At 62.5% G+C, this 13,276-nt stretch carries 12 protein-coding genes; 7 read left to right on the top strand and 5 right to left on the bottom strand.

The window, feature by feature from the left end; genetic code table 11:
- Positions 1-98: 98 nt before the first annotated feature.
- A complete protein-coding gene (locus H0485_RS13760) occupies positions 99-1,757 on the bottom strand; it encodes a CHASE domain-containing protein (protein WP_226936490.1) in 1,659 nt (552 codons plus the stop codon).
- Between the two features lie 311 nt (positions 1,758-2,068).
- Between H0485_RS13760 and H0485_RS13755 the strand changes: the two genes are divergently transcribed.
- The 5 genes from H0485_RS13755 to H0485_RS13735 all read left to right on the top strand — a co-directional run bounded on the left by H0485_RS13755 (position 2,069) and on the right by H0485_RS13735 (position 6,996).
- Positions 2,069-3,136 carry a sulfate/molybdate ABC transporter ATP-binding protein gene (locus H0485_RS13755; protein ID WP_226936487.1) on the top strand — a complete coding sequence of 356 codons (1,068 nt, stop codon included), beginning with the start codon at positions 2,069-2,071 and terminating at the stop codon, positions 3,134-3,136.
- Positions 3,137-3,168: 32 nt separating this feature from the next.
- Positions 3,169-4,161 (top strand): sulfate ABC transporter substrate-binding protein, encoded by a 993-nt coding sequence (locus H0485_RS13750; RefSeq protein WP_226936485.1) that lies wholly within the window; start codon positions 3,169-3,171, stop codon positions 4,159-4,161.
- Entirely contained in the window at positions 4,158-5,015 is an 858-nt protein-coding gene (cysT, locus tag H0485_RS13745) for a sulfate ABC transporter permease subunit CysT (RefSeq protein WP_226936484.1), read from the top strand. The genes H0485_RS13750 and cysT overlap by 4 nt, the downstream gene beginning before the upstream one ends.
- Positions 5,012-5,845, top strand: coding sequence for a sulfate ABC transporter permease subunit CysW (cysW, locus tag H0485_RS13740; RefSeq protein WP_226936482.1), 834 nt, complete (start codon positions 5,012-5,014; stop codon positions 5,843-5,845). Before cysT ends, cysW begins: the two co-directional genes overlap by 4 nt.
- 116 nt (positions 5,846-5,961) lie before the next feature.
- Complete coding sequence (locus tag H0485_RS13735) at positions 5,962-6,996, top strand: LLM class flavin-dependent oxidoreductase (RefSeq protein ID WP_226936480.1); 1,035 nt, start codon at positions 5,962-5,964, stop codon at positions 6,994-6,996.
- A gap of 37 nt (positions 6,997-7,033) precedes the next feature.
- Here the strand turns inward: H0485_RS13735 and trhO are convergent, their stop codons facing one another.
- Positions 7,034-7,951, bottom strand: a complete 918-nt coding sequence (gene trhO / locus H0485_RS13730) for an oxygen-dependent tRNA uridine(34) hydroxylase TrhO (RefSeq protein WP_226936478.1) — start codon at positions 7,949-7,951, stop codon at positions 7,034-7,036.
- 96 nt (positions 7,952-8,047) lie between these two features.
- Between trhO and pncA the strand changes: the two genes are divergently transcribed.
- Both pncA and pncB read left to right on the top strand, forming a co-directional pair.
- Positions 8,048-8,662, top strand: a complete 615-nt coding sequence (gene pncA, locus H0485_RS13725) for a bifunctional nicotinamidase/pyrazinamidase (RefSeq protein WP_226936476.1) — start codon at positions 8,048-8,050, stop codon at positions 8,660-8,662.
- A 117-nt stretch (positions 8,663-8,779) separates the two neighbouring features.
- Positions 8,780-10,072 carry a nicotinate phosphoribosyltransferase gene (gene pncB, locus H0485_RS13720; protein WP_226936474.1) on the top strand — a complete coding sequence of 431 codons (1,293 nt, stop codon included), beginning with the start codon at positions 8,780-8,782 and terminating at the stop codon, positions 10,070-10,072.
- Positions 10,073-10,152: 80 nt separating this feature from the next.
- On the opposite strand, the gene H0485_RS13715 is transcribed toward pncB, so the two are convergent.
- From H0485_RS13715 to H0485_RS13705, 3 genes are all read right to left on the bottom strand, one after another.
- Positions 10,153-11,634, bottom strand: a complete 1,482-nt coding sequence (locus H0485_RS13715) for an inorganic phosphate transporter (protein ID WP_226936473.1) — start codon at positions 11,632-11,634, stop codon at positions 10,153-10,155.
- Positions 11,635-11,746: 112 nt separating this feature from the next.
- Entirely contained in the window at positions 11,747-12,169 is a 423-nt protein-coding gene (arfB, locus tag H0485_RS13710) for an alternative ribosome rescue aminoacyl-tRNA hydrolase ArfB (RefSeq protein ID WP_226936545.1), read from the bottom strand.
- A 301-nt stretch (positions 12,170-12,470) separates the two neighbouring features.
- Entirely contained in the window at positions 12,471-13,091 is a 621-nt protein-coding gene (locus tag H0485_RS13705; RefSeq protein WP_226936472.1) for a queuosine precursor transporter, read from the bottom strand.
- Positions 13,092-13,276: the final 185 nt, after the last annotated feature.

Below are 13,276 nucleotides of genomic sequence, written 5' to 3'. Positions count from 1 at the left end.
CGTCAGACTTTAAAAGGGCAGAAGGGGGATAAACCCTTCTGCCCTTTTTGCTGCGGTCACTCCCGGGCGTGGTGCGGGGGCTTCGCTTCCGGGAGAACTCAGCTGTTCAGCGGGATGCTGATCTCGACCCGCATCTGGCCCGGGCTGAAGCTGCGCCGGATCTCCCCGCCCAGCTCAATGCGGATACAGGCCTCAATCAGCTGCGTGCCAAAGCCCTTTTTCTGCCGGCCGACGCTGCTGGCATCGGGGGTGCTGGTCGGCTGATCACAGAGGCCCTCTTCGTGCCATATCAGCTCCAGCCTGCGGCAGCTTCCCTCGCGGCTGACCTGCCAGTGGATGCTCAGCCTGCCACCGGGCAGGCTGCCGGCGCCATATTTCAGCGTATTGGTGGCCAGTTCATGCAGCGTCAGCCCCAAAGCCTGGGTTTCACGGGCGTCAAGCAGCACTGTTGGTCCCTCAATATGGCGTTCGGCCTCGCTGGCATGGCCGTCGTTGCTGGCGATCTGCGCCAGCTCGGCCTCGATCAGCGAGCGCAGATCGGCGCGGCCATTTTCGGACCGGGTCAGCATATCCTGGGCCCCCGCCATGGCCTGCAGCCGCCGGTTCATCGAAAGCACGAAATCCTCTTTGCTTTCGGCGCCCCGCGCCGCCTGCCGCGCCATGGCCGCGACCCTAGTCAGCGAGTTTTTCAGCCGGTGCGACATCTCACGCAGATGCAGATCTTTCTCGCGCAGCGCGGTCTGCTGCAGCCGGTTCAGCTCGCGCGCCCGCGCCATTGCCGCGCCGGTGGCCTGGGCGGCCAGGGCTGCGAGCAGCGCCAGCAGCAGCATCATCGCCGCGGTCAGCAGGGTGAAGGGACGGATGCCGAACATATCCTCGCCGCCCGGATCATGGGCCTCGATACGCCATTTGCGATTTGCCACCTCAATGATGATGCTGCCGCGCAGAATGCCTGAATGCTCTGAGAAATCAGGGCTGGTATAGAGCGCCAGTCCGGGCGAGGAGACATCGGTGACGCGGATTTTCAGCCGGTTATGGTAGGCGGCTGACACATTTTCAAACAGATCCCCGGCGCGCAAAGGCGCGTAGACGAGGGCGTCGGGCGGGCTGCCGGGCCCGGGATGCGAGCTGACAGAAAGAAAAATCAGCATCCCGGCCTGGCGACCGTCATTCATATCCTGGATCAGCACCACCGGGGCCGAGGCGGCAGGCTCGCCCGAGCTGAGGGCGGCATCCATTGCCATGCGCCGCGAGGGCTCGCTGTACATATCATAGCCGATAGCGGCCTGATTGCGCGCATTGGCGGGCTCAAGCAGCATGATGGTGGTGCGCAGGGCTGCGGAACTGTCGGGCCAGACCCGGCGCTTACCGCCGTAGTCGCGCGCAAGCCTTGCGTCGATTTCGGCGGCATTCTCCGGGCGGATGATCGGCACGAAGCCCAGCCCCTGCAATCCGGCATCCGAAGGCTGCAGGCCCAGTTTATGCACGTAATTGGCAAAGACATCACGGGTGAGGGTGCTGAAGCCAGTGGTATGGCCCGACTGAAAAGCCGTCTCGACCCAAGCCCTTGTGGCACGCAGGATGGTGATGTCGCGGGTGATCTGCTCGGTAGCGCTGCCGCCGAATTCGGCAAGGGTCCGCTCAAACGCCGCCTGATGTCTGGAAGATTCGATCCGGCCCACAAGGTTTGTGACCACTGCCCCGATCGCCAGGGTAAAGAAGAACGTGAGAAGGGTTCTGCGACGTCTTTTGAGCAAATTTTAGCCCTGTACCGTTGAACATGAACTGACACTGTCCGGCAGTCTGCTCCGGAAAAGGCCGGGATAAGCCCTCGCAACAAGAGGGTGACGTGCAGGGTAACGGCGGAGCCGCGCTGGTGCAACGCCTACATTCGGGCCTTGCCCCTCTGGTGCATGCTGTCTTGCCGGGCGGCGGCAGGACCACGGGAAATCGGGGGGTTGGTGTAGAATATTATTCTCTAACAGGGGCAAAAATCGCCCGATCCCTTTCCTTGTGAGGAGGGGGTGGTCGCGGGTAGCTTCCGTCAGAGAGACAGGGATCCGCACAGATGAGTATTTCCATCACCCAGATGACCCGCCGCTTCGGCCAGACCGAGGTTCTGCGTGGTGTCGACCTGACGGTCGGCAAGGGTGAGCTGGTGGCTCTGCTCGGGCCCTCCGGCTCGGGTAAGACCACTCTGCTGCGCATCATCTCGGGCCTTGACTGGCCCGACTCGGGTCAGCTGCGTGTTGCCGGCGAGGACTGGCTGAGCAAACGTGCTGAACAGCGCCGCACCGGATTTGTGTTCCAGCATTATGCTTTGTTCCCGCATATGAAAGTGCGTGACAATATCGCCTTTGGACTGACCGTGCTGCCGCGTGAACAGCGCCCCTCTGCCGCGCAGATCCGCACGAAAGTGGAGGAGCTCTTGCAGTTCCTGCAGATCCCGCAGCTGGCTGACCGCTATCCGTCCGAGCTTTCGGGCGGTCAGCGCCAGCGCGTCGCGCTTGGCCGCGCGCTTGCCATCGATCCTGAAGTGCTGCTGCTTGACGAGCCTTTCGGTGCGCTCGATGCCCAGGTGCGCCGCGATCTGCGCCGCTGGCTGCGCGAGGTGCATGAGGCCACCGGCACCACCACGATTTTCGTCACCCATGACCAGGAAGAGGCTTTCGAGCTGGCCGACCGGGTGGTGGTGATGGGGGCAGGGCAGATCGAACAGATCGGCCGCCCGGAAGAGATTTACGACAATCCCGCCACCCCCTTCACCGCCAGCTTCCTCGGGCTGACGGTCGAGATCCGGGTCACGCTGCAGGCGGGCCGGGCGGTGGCACCGGGGATTGATGCCTCGGCGCTCGCACTGCGCGATCTGCCGGACGGGCCGGCCACCCTGTTCCTGCGCCCTTCAGATATTGCGCCTGTCGCGGATCCCGAAGGGGCATTCATTGTCACCGAAAGCCTCTCGACCGGCGCTCTGCACCGGCTGCGGCTGGAGGGGCCGGGCAATTGTATCATCGAGGCCGAGCTGCCGCGTCGCGCGGGTGCTCCTGGCCTTGCTGCTGGGACGAAGGTCCGGCTGCGCCCCGAAACGGGGCAGATTTTCCCGGGTGCCGCGCGCCTCACCAGCCGCGCCGCCTGAAGACCATATAGCCAAATTAAGGAGTCACTCCCGTGAAATTCCGTCTTGTCGCTACTGCACTTTCCCTCGTTCTCGCGTTGCCGGCCTTTGCGCAGGATAAGCTGCTGAACGTGTCCTATGATATCTCGCGTGAGCTTTTCGCCGAGATTAACCCGGCCTTTGCCGCGAAATGGAAGGCCGAGACCGGCCGCGATGTGACCGTTGATCAGTCGCATGGCGGCTCTTCCTCGCAGGCCCGCGCCATTCTGGAGGGTCTGCCCGCCGATGTGGTGACCTTTAACCAGGTGACTGATATCGACGTGCTGGCCGAGGGCGGCATGGTCGATGCCAACTGGCGTGAGGCTTTCGCCAATGAGGCCTCGCCCTTCTATTCGCTGCCGGCCTTCCTGGTGCGCGCCGATAATCCCAAGAATATCAAAGACTGGGATGATCTGGTGCGTGAAGATGTGAAGGTCGTCTTCCCCAATCCGAAAACCAGCGGCAATGCGCGCTATACCTATCTGGCGGCCTATGCCTATGCGCTGGAGAAGAATGCAGGCGATCAGGCCAAGGCCCAGGAATTCGTTAAAGCGCTCTTTGGCAATGTGCCGGTCTTTGACCAGGGCGGCCGCGCCGCCACCGTGACCTTTGCCGAGAAAGAAATCGGCGATGTGCTGATCACCTTTGAGGCCGAGACCGGCGGCATTGCGGCGCAATATGCCGATAAGAACTTTGTCCGCGTCACGCCCTCGCTGTCGCTTTATGCCGAATTCCCGGTCGCTATCGTGACCGAGAATGCGAAAAAGAACGGCACGGAAGCGCTGTCGAAAGCCTATCTCGACTTCCTCTATTCCCCCGAAGGCCAGCGTATCCTCGCCGGGAAATTCAACCGCGTGCATGATGAGGCGGTGAAAGCCGAATTCGCCGCCAGCTTCCCCGAAGTGAAACTGGTCAATGTCGAGGAAACTTTCGGCGGCTGGGCGAAGATCAAAGAAGAACATTTTGCCGAAGGCGGCATCCTTGATCAGGTCTTCGTGAACCAATGAACCCGAACACTGCTCCCGCTCCGGCTGTAAAGCCGAAGCGGGTTCTTCCTGGCTTTGCCCTGACCATGGGTGTGACGCTGAGTTATCTCGGCGTCATTATCCTTTTGCCGGTCATCGCTTTGGTGCTGAAAGGCGCCGAGATCGGTCCGGCGCGGTTCTGGGCCATTGCCACCGCGCCGCGTACCCTGGCGGCGCTGCAGCTGACCCTGCTGGCGGCCTTTATGGCCACGGTGTTCAATGCGCTTTATGGCCTGCTGATGGCCTGGGTGCTGGTGCGCTATGACTTCCCGGGCAAGCGCATCCTCGATGCGCTGGTCGATATCCCCTTTGCTCTGCCCACCGCCGTGGCAGGGCTTGCGCTTTCGGCGCTGTTTGCCGCCAATGGCTGGTATGGCGCGCTGCTCGAACCCCTCGGCCTGAAGGTGGTCTTCACCATCTGGGGCGTGGCCATCGCCATGAGCTTTACCTCGATCCCCTTCGTGATCCGTGCCGTGCAGCCGGTGCTTGAGGATCTGGATCCGCAATATGAACAGGCGGCGCGCACCCTTGGGGCCAGCCGGTTTACCATTTTCCGCCGGGTGATCTTTCCGGCCATCCTGCCCGCCTTCATGGTGGGGGTGACGCTGAGCTTTGCGCGCAGCCTTGGCGAATTTGGCGCGGTGGTCTTCATCGCCGGCAATCTGCCGATGCAGACCGAGATCGCCTCGCTGCTGGCGGTGATCCGGCTCGAGGAATATGATTACAATGGCGCGGCCGTGATCGCGCTGGTCTTGCTGCTGATCGCTCTGGTGCTGCTGGTGGTCTCGAACCTGCTGCAGGCTCGGGCCATGCGCTATAAGGGGAAAACCGGATGAGCCATGCCGCCCCGCCACCCGCCGCCCTTGCGCCAAAGGAAAGCGCGCTGATCCCGCGCCTGCTGATTGGCCTCGCCGTGGTGCTGACGCTGCTTCTGGTCGTCGTGCCGCTGGCTTTTATCTTCTATCGCGCTTTCCTCGCCGGATCGGCGGCCTTCTTCTCGAATATTCTCGAGCCGAATACATTGCATGCGATATGGCTGACGGTGCTGGTGACAGTGATCGTTCTGCCGGTGAATATCGGTTTCGGCATTGCCGCCGCCTGGGCGATTGCCCGGTTTGACTTCCCCGGCCGCAAGGCGCTGCTGACCTTTATCGAGATCCCCTTCTCGATCTCGCCGATCATTGCCGGGATCTGTTATCTGCTGCTCTATGGCCGCAACGGGCTGCTTGGCCCTTACCTGCTCGCCCATGATATCCAGATCCTGTTCGCTTTGCCGGGCATTGTGATGGTCACCATGTTTGTCACCGCGCCTTTCGTGGTGCGTGAAGTGCTGCCGCTGATGCAGGCCCAGGGCTCGGAGCAGGAGCAGGCGGCGCTGACGCTGGGCGCGAGCGGCTGGCAGATTTTCCGCCGGGTGACCTTGCCCAATATCCGCTGGGCTTTGCTCTATGGCGCTGTGCTCTGCGGTGCGCGGGCAGTGGGTGAGTTTGGCGGTGTCTCGGTGGTGGCGGGGAAAATCCGTGGCCAGACCAATACCCTGCCTTTGCAGATTGATCTGCTGTTCCAGGATCTGAATGTCAGCGGCGCTTTTGCCGCCGCCACAACGCTGACGCTGATCGCGCTGGTGGTGCTGGTGATCAAGACAGTGATGGAAGCCCGGCGCTGAGCGCTTGGCCCCCTGCGTCACTGTGCGCAGGGGGCCTCAACCCTCTGCCCGAATGCGGAATTCTCCTTTGCGCCGCCGCGCCTATTTTGACGGCTACAGTGAGAATGGAGGGTGCCATGGCACAGAGAACCGAGCTTGGCCTTGATACATTCGGCGATGTGCAGAACGGCGCTGACGGCAGGCCGCTGCCGCAGGATCAGGTTTTGCGCAATGTCGTGGCCCAGGGCGTGCTGGCCGAAGAGGCTGGCATTGATTTTATCGGCCTTGGCGAACATCACCGCGACGATTTCGCGATTTCCGCCCCCGAAGTGGTGCTGGCCGCCATCGCCGGACAGACGCAACGGATCAGGCTTGGCACTGCGGTCACCGTGCTTTCGACCGATGATCCGGTGCGGGTGTTTCAGCGCTTTTCCACCCTGAATGCGATCTCAGGCGGGCGCGCCGAGCCGATCCTTGGCCGCGGCTCGTTCACCGAAAGCTATCCGCTTTTTGGCTATGATACCGGGGATTATGATGTGCTGTTCGAGGAAAAGCTCGACCTCTTCGCCAGGCTGGTGAAAGAGGAACAGGTTTCCTGGAGTGGCTCGACCCGGACCGGGCTGAAGGATCAGCGGGTCTATCCGCCGCTGGGGCCGGAGGGCATGGTCACCTGGGTGGGGGTGGGCGGCAGCCCGGAATCGGTGGTCAGGGTGGTGCGCCAGGATCTGCAGCTGATGCTGGCGATCATCGGGGGTGATCCGCGCCGCTTCCTGCCCTATGTCGATCTCTATAACCGCGCCACCGATCAGCTGGGCAGGCCGCGCCGCCCGGTGGGGGTGCATTCGCCGGGCCATGTGGCGGCGAGCGATGAACAGGCGATGGAGCAGTTCTGGCCCGCCTATCAGGCCTTTACCACCCGGCTGGGGCGTGAGCGCGGCTGGTCGCCGGTGACGAAAGACAGCTTCCTGTCAGAGGTGAAAACCGGCTCGCTCTATGTCGGCAGCCCCGGGACCGTGGCGCGCAGGATCGCCGCGACGGTGAAAGATCTGGGGATTGACCGCTTTGATCTGAAATATGCCACCGGCGCGATGGGCCATGATCAGCTCTGCGACAGCATCCGCCTTTATGGCGAGCAGGTGATCCCGATGGTGCGCGATATTCTCGCGGGCTGAGGGCGCGAAAGGGAAGGGGGCCGCAGGGCCCCCTTTGTCATTCCGGAACCGGATTGCCGCCGAGATGGCGCTCGCCCCGCGCTTCGGCGAGGCGCATCTGCTTTTCGCGTTCGCGGAAGCGGGCGCGGTCCTCGGCTGAATATTCCTCAAGACAGGCCGGGCAGCAAACGCCAGGCTCATAGTGCGGGCTCTGGCGGTCTTCGGCCGGGATCGGGCGGCGGCAGGCACCGCAGCTGTGGTAATCGCCCGGTACCAGCCCGTGCCCCACCGAGACCCGGCCGTCGAAGACATAGCATTCGCCCTTCCACAGCGATTGCCCGGCGGGCACTTCCTCGAGATATTTCAGAATGCCACCCTTGAGGTGGAACACATCCTCCACCCCCTGGCTGATCAGGTAATTGGTCGATTTCTCACAACGGATGCCGCCGGTGCAGAACATGGCGATGCGTTTATTGTGGAAGCGCTCTTTGTTTTCTTCCCACCAGGCCGGAAAGTCGCGGAAGCTGCGGGTTTCGGGATCGACCGCGCCCTCAAAGGTGCCGATCGCGACCTCGTAATCATTGCGGGTGTCAATCACCGCCACATCGGGGGCCGAGATCAGCGCATTCCAGTCCTGCGGCTGCACATAATGGCCGACGCTGGCTTTGGGATCGACGCCCTCGATCCCCATGGTGACGATCTCGCGCTTCAGCTTCACCTTCATCCGCCCGAAAGGCATGGTCTGTGCATAGCTTTCTTTGCTATCGAGACCGGCGCAGCCGGGCAGGGATTTCAGATGCGCGAGCACCGCATCAATCCCGGAACGGCTGCCGGCGATGGTGCCATTGACGCCTTCGCCCGCCAGCAAAAGCGAGCCTCTGACGCCTTCGGCAAGGCAAAGCGCTGCCAGCGGCTCGCGCAGCGCAGCAGGATCGGGGAAGCGGGTGAAGTGATAAAGGGCGCAGACGATGATCATAGCCGCGATTTGGACCCGTTTTGCGCTGAAATCAAGCTTTGCTTGACCTGAGGGGCCCGCTGTCGTCCAAGGGGGAAAGCCGCAGAGGAGAGCTTTATGCGTGGCGAGAATGAGGCATTGGTCGTCATTGATCTGCAAAATGATTTCTGCCCCGGCGGTGCGCTGGCGGTGCAGGGGGGCGATGAGATTATCGCCGGGATCAATGCTTTGATGGCGGAGTTTTCCTGTGTGGTGCTGAGCCAGGACTGGCATCCCCCCGGCCACAGCTCTTTTGCCTCCTCTCACCCCGGGGCCGCGCCTTTCTCTCAGAGCGAAGCCGGTTATGGGCTGCAGACGCTCTGGCCCGATCACTGCATTGCCGGCAGCCGGGGGGCGGAGTTTCACCCCGGGCTTGATCTGCAGCCGGCGCAGCTGATCCTGCGCAAGGGCTTTCGCCGTCCGATCGACAGCTATTCGGCCTTTTATGAGAATGACCGGGTGACCGGGACCGGGCTTGAGGCCTGGCTGCGCGCGCGGGGCATTGAGAAGCTGACCCTTGCCGGGCTTGCCACCGATTTCTGCGTGGCCTGGTCGGCGCTTGATGCGGTGCGGCTTGGATTTGCGGCAGAGGTGCGGCTCGATCTGTCGCGGGCGATTGATCAGCAGGGCTCGCTGGATGCGGCCTGTGCCGCCATGACAAAGGCCGGGGTCAGGCTGATCCCTCAGCCCTGAACCGGGGTCTTTGTCAGAACACTGCGCGCCGGGCAGCAGGATGTGCCTGTCTATCCGGCTGGACAGCAGGACAAGCAATTGATTTAACAGCCCTGCCCGCGCCCTCAGGAGGCCATAATGGTCGATATCGCCACCCGCGTTCACAATCACAACTGGAAGATCGATCCGATCGTCCGTTCGCTGATCGATACCGATTTTTATAAGCTTCTGATGTGCCAGTCGGTGTTTCGCAATCGCCGTGACACCAATGTCACCTTCTCGCTGATCAATCGCAGCAGGAATGTGCGCCTTGCTGATCTGATCGATGAGGGCGAGCTGCGCGAACAGCTTGATCATGTGCGCTCGCTGTCGCTGAAACGCGGCGAAAGCACCTGGCTGCGCGGCAATACATTCTACGGCAAGCGCCAGATGTTCCGCCCCGATTTCATGGAATGGTTCGAGGGGCTGCGCCTGCCTGCCTATCAGCTGGAAAAGCGCGACGGCCAGTATGAGCTGACCTTTGAGGGCAAATGGCCCGAGGTCATGCTCTGGGAAATTCCGGCGCTGGCGGTGATCATGGAGCTGCGCTCGCGCGCGGTTCTGAAAGATATGCGCAAGTTCGAGCTGCAGGTGCTCTATGCCCGCGCCCAGGCCCGGCTCTGGGAGAAGATCGAAAAGCTGCGCGAGCTGCCGGGCCTTAAAATGGCGGATTTTGGCACCCGACGCCGCCACAGCTATCTGTGGCAGGACTGGTGCGTTCAGGCCCTGCAGGAGGGGCTGGGTGAGGCATTCACCGGCACCTCAAACTGTCTGATCGCGATGAAACGCGATATTGAGGCGATCGGCACCAATGCGCATGAGCTGCCCATGGTCTATGCCGCGCTGGCCGGGGATGATGCCGAGCTGGCCCAGGCCCCCTATCAGGTGCTGGCTGACTGGCATGATGAACATGACGGCAATCTGCGCATCATGCTGCCCGATACCTATGGTACTGCCGGTTTCCTGCAGCATGCGCCGGACTGGCTGGCGGGCTGGACCGGGATCCGCATCGACAGCGGCGATCCGGCCGAGGGGGCCGAGACCGCCATTCGCTGGTGGCAGGAGCGCGGCGAGGATCCGCGCGAGAAGCTGGTGATTTTCTCGGACGGGCTGGATGTCAGCACCATTGAGACCCTGCACCAGCAATTCCAGGGCCGGGTGAAAGTGTCCTTCGGCTGGGGCACCAATCTGACCAATGATTTCCGCGGCCTTGTCCCGAATGAGGCGCTGGCGCCCTTCAGCTTGGTCTGCAAGGCGGTCTCAGCCGATGGCAGACCGACGGTCAAACTCTCAGATAATCCCAATAAAGCCATGGGCCCGACCCAGGAGATCGAACGCTATAAGCGGGTCTTTAAAGTCGGTGAGCAGCAGCGGCGCGAGATTTTTGTCTGAGCAGAGGCCTTACCGCGAAACGAAAAAGGCCCCCGGCATCTGCGCCTGGGGGCCTTTGATTTTGCCGCAGGGGGCAGGGCTCAGATCAGGGTGCCGAGCAGCCAGAACACCAGGGCCGAAATCAGCGCCGTTGCCGGCACGGTGATCACCCAGGCGGCGGCAATGCCCACGACATGGTGGCGGCGCACCAGCTTGCGGCGGCGGCGCTCTTCGGCGGACAGCGGCGTGCCTTTATGCAGGTTCTGCCTGCGGGCGCGGCGCTCGGCCTCCCATTCGCGGTAGAAGCCGACCCCGAAAATGCCGCCCACCGCGATATGGGTGGAGGAGACCGGCAGCCCGAGTGCCGAGGCAAAGATCACGGTGATCGCCGCCGAAAGCGCGACGCAGAAGGCGCGGATCTGGTTCAGCTTGGTGATCTGATCGCCGACGAGGCGGATCAGTTTTGGGCCAAACAGCATCAGGCCAAAGGAGATGCCAAAGGCACCGATGGCGAGGATCCACAGCGGCAGGCCAACCGATCCCGCCGCCATGCCATTACCCTGAACGACATGAACAATCGCCGCCAGCGGGCCAACGGCATTGGAGACGTCATTGGCGCCATGGGCAAAGGACATCAGGGCGGCAGCCGCGACCAGCGGCAGGCCGAACAGCTGTTTCAGCGAGCGCTTGCGGTTCTCCATGGTCGCGGATTTGCGCGCAATCACCGGGCGCATCCAGGCCCAGACCAGCAGACCGACGGCAAGGCCGAGACCCGCCGCGGTCAGGCCGGAAATATCGATAAGCTTCTTCAGGCCTTTGGTGGCGAGATAGGTGGTAAAAGTGCCCGCCATCAGGCCGACCAGGGCAGGCACCCAGATCCGGGCCGCGGCCAGCTTATCGGGCACATCATTGACGCGGGCCTTGATGATGGCAAGAAACAGCGCGGCAAAAATTCCGCCCAGCACGGGCGAGATCACCCAGGAGGCGGCGATCTGCCCGATCATGCCCCAGTTCACCGCGGCAAAGCCTCCGGCGACGATGCCGGCACCGACGACGCCGCCGACGATGGAATGGGTGGTCGAGACCGGCGCACCGGCCCAGGTGGCAATATTCAGCCAGAGCGACGAGGCGATCAGCGCCGCCAGCATGGCGCGTACGAAGACGCTTTCCGTGGCAACCGCTTCGGGAGCGACAATGCCACCGGCAATGGTCGAGACCACATCGCCGCCGGCGATCAGCGCGCCTGCGGTTTCACAGACAGCGGCGATGATCAGCGCCCCGCCCATGGTCAGGGCTTTTGACCCCACGGCCGGGCCCATATTATTGGCCACATCATTGGCACCGATATTCAGCGCCATATAGGCCCCGAACCCTGCCGCAGCGGTGATGATCAGCATGGTCTGGCCTTCACCGGCGAAGGCGGCGGCGATCAGGGCGCAGATGCCGATAAACAGCGCGGCAATGCCAAGCGCCACAATGGGACGCGAGACCGCATCGGCGGCATGCTCGAAGACGCTCTGGCGGTCCAGGTCTTTGTCGAGTGTCTTGAAGCGGTTTATCTGGGGCGGGCGGGGGTCGGTCATTCAACTCTCGTCACATAGGAGTGACAAAATCCTCAGGAAATTGTCACAATTCGCGCGCTGACTAGACCCTGGCTCTGTCGCTGGCAACCTGTTTTGATGCCCGGCTGCCGCCTCAGTCGTCATCACTGACGGCCCCGCGCAGCGATTTGACCGTTCCGCGCGCGGTTTTTGCGCTCAGCCGGCGCTGCTGGCTGCCCCAGGTTGGTTGGGTGGCAATGCGTTTCTTCGGCGCGGTCAGCGCCTTTGTGATCATCTCGACCAGCCGTTCGCGGGCAATTTCACGGTTGCGGGCCTGGCTGCGGGTTTCATCGACCTGAATGATCAGCGCCCCCTCCTGGCTCCATTTGCGTCCGGCGATCCGCTTCAGCCGGGCTTTGACCGCGGGCGCCAGATGCGGAGAGCGCTCGGCCTCAAAGCGCAGCTCGACTGCGGTTGCGACCTTATTCACATTCTGCCCGCCCGGGCCCGAGGCGCGCATGAAGCTCTCGCTCAGCTCCCAGTCGGCGAGAGAGAGGCTTTCGGTGATATAAAGCATGGCGAGACGGATCCGCAGGGGCAGAAGCACAGGGCAGGGGCCTGCGAGCCTGCCTGAAAGAGCGCTGGCAGACAAGAGAAAGGGCCGCCGGTATGGCGACCCTTTCCGAGTTCTCAGGAGATGGGCCAGTTAGGATAATGGCCCAATCAGCTGGTTGTCCGCTGAGGGGCTGCCCTCAGAAAACACCCCCTCTGACTGTCTTGACACCCCTCTCCAATATCACTCTAGACACTGGATCACCTCCTTTCGAATGTTTCCGATAGGTCGATGCTGACACAGATTTTGTGTCAATCAAGTGAAATTACGCATATTTTGTGATCAGACGTCGGGTAATGATGCGGAAGGGCACCAGGGCCAGCAAAGCCAGGCTGATTTTCACACACCAGTCGCCGATCGCCAGCGAGACCCAGAACGGTGCCAGCGGCCCAAAGCCCAGCAAAGCCACGGGTTCCGAGGCCCAGGAGGTGTCGACCGAGGGCTCAAGAAAGGCGAATGGCGCCGAGAAGGCGATGCTGAAAAACAGCACGGTATCGATTGAGGACGAGACCAGGGTGGAGGCAAGCGGCGCCTGCCACCAGGCCCGGCCGCGCAAGGCGCTGAACACCGAGACATCGCTCATCTGGCCGACCAGATAGGCCAGAGCCGAGCCAAGCGCGACGCGCAATGTCACCAGCGGGCCAAACTCGCCGCTGATCTGCGAGCCGATCAGCGAGCAGATCAGCCCGGTGATAAAGCCGAACAGCACCACGATCCGGGCAGCGCGCGCGCCCTGCACCCGGTTGATGATATCGCCGCAGAGGAAGGCGAAAGGATAGGTGAAAGCGCCCCATGTCAGAAATTCCCCATAGGGGAACTGCACGAGGATATTGGAGGCCAGAACAATGGCCGCCATGGCAATAATGCCAGGCAGAAGACGCGTCATGGATATAATTCCGTTTTGACAAGGTAGCGGACACTTGGCGCTGCTCAGAGCGCGTACAGACCGGCATCTACGCCGCGCCCCTGGCCGCGTCAAGCGCGGGGCAGGGATCAGCAGCGGGGCGTGAGCGGGCCGATTTCATCTGTCCCTGAAAGATCCCCGCCGGAGGCCTCCGGGCCCTTTCGGGC

It is taken from the genome of Pseudogemmobacter faecipullorum (genome assembly GCF_020539525.1).
Taxonomy (GTDB): Bacteria; Pseudomonadota; Alphaproteobacteria; order Rhodobacterales; family Rhodobacteraceae; genus Pseudogemmobacter; species Pseudogemmobacter faecipullorum.
Note: the sequence above shows the minus strand (reverse complement) of the source record. Positions and strands in the feature narration are given on the sequence as shown.

Bases quoted from the DNA above. Each gene is read 5' to 3' on its own strand.
- cysW (WP_226936482.1), top strand. From the start codon at position 5,012: ATGAGCCATGCCGCCCCGCCACCCGCCGCCCTTGCGCCAAAGGAAAGC.
- pncA (WP_226936476.1), top strand. From the start codon at position 8,048: ATGCGTGGCGAGAATGAGGCATTGGTCGTCATTGATCTGCAAAATGAT.
- arfB (WP_226936545.1), bottom strand. From the start codon at position 12,169: ATGCTTTATATCACCGAAAGCCTCTCTCTCGCCGACTGGGAGCTGAGC.
- pncB (WP_226936474.1), top strand. From the start codon at position 8,780: ATGGTCGATATCGCCACCCGCGTTCACAATCACAACTGGAAGATCGAT.
- H0485_RS13735 (WP_226936480.1), top strand. From the start codon at position 5,962: ATGGCACAGAGAACCGAGCTTGGCCTTGATACATTCGGCGATGTGCAG.
- cysT (WP_226936484.1), top strand. From the start codon at position 4,158: ATGAACCCGAACACTGCTCCCGCTCCGGCTGTAAAGCCGAAGCGGGTT.
- H0485_RS13705 (WP_226936472.1), bottom strand. From the start codon at position 13,091: ATGACGCGTCTTCTGCCTGGCATTATTGCCATGGCGGCCATTGTTCTG.
- H0485_RS13715 (WP_226936473.1), bottom strand. From the start codon at position 11,634: ATGACCGACCCCCGCCCGCCCCAGATAAACCGCTTCAAGACACTCGAC.
- trhO (WP_226936478.1), bottom strand. From the start codon at position 7,951: ATGATCATCGTCTGCGCCCTTTATCACTTCACCCGCTTCCCCGATCCT.
- H0485_RS13755 (WP_226936487.1), top strand. From the start codon at position 2,069: ATGAGTATTTCCATCACCCAGATGACCCGCCGCTTCGGCCAGACCGAG.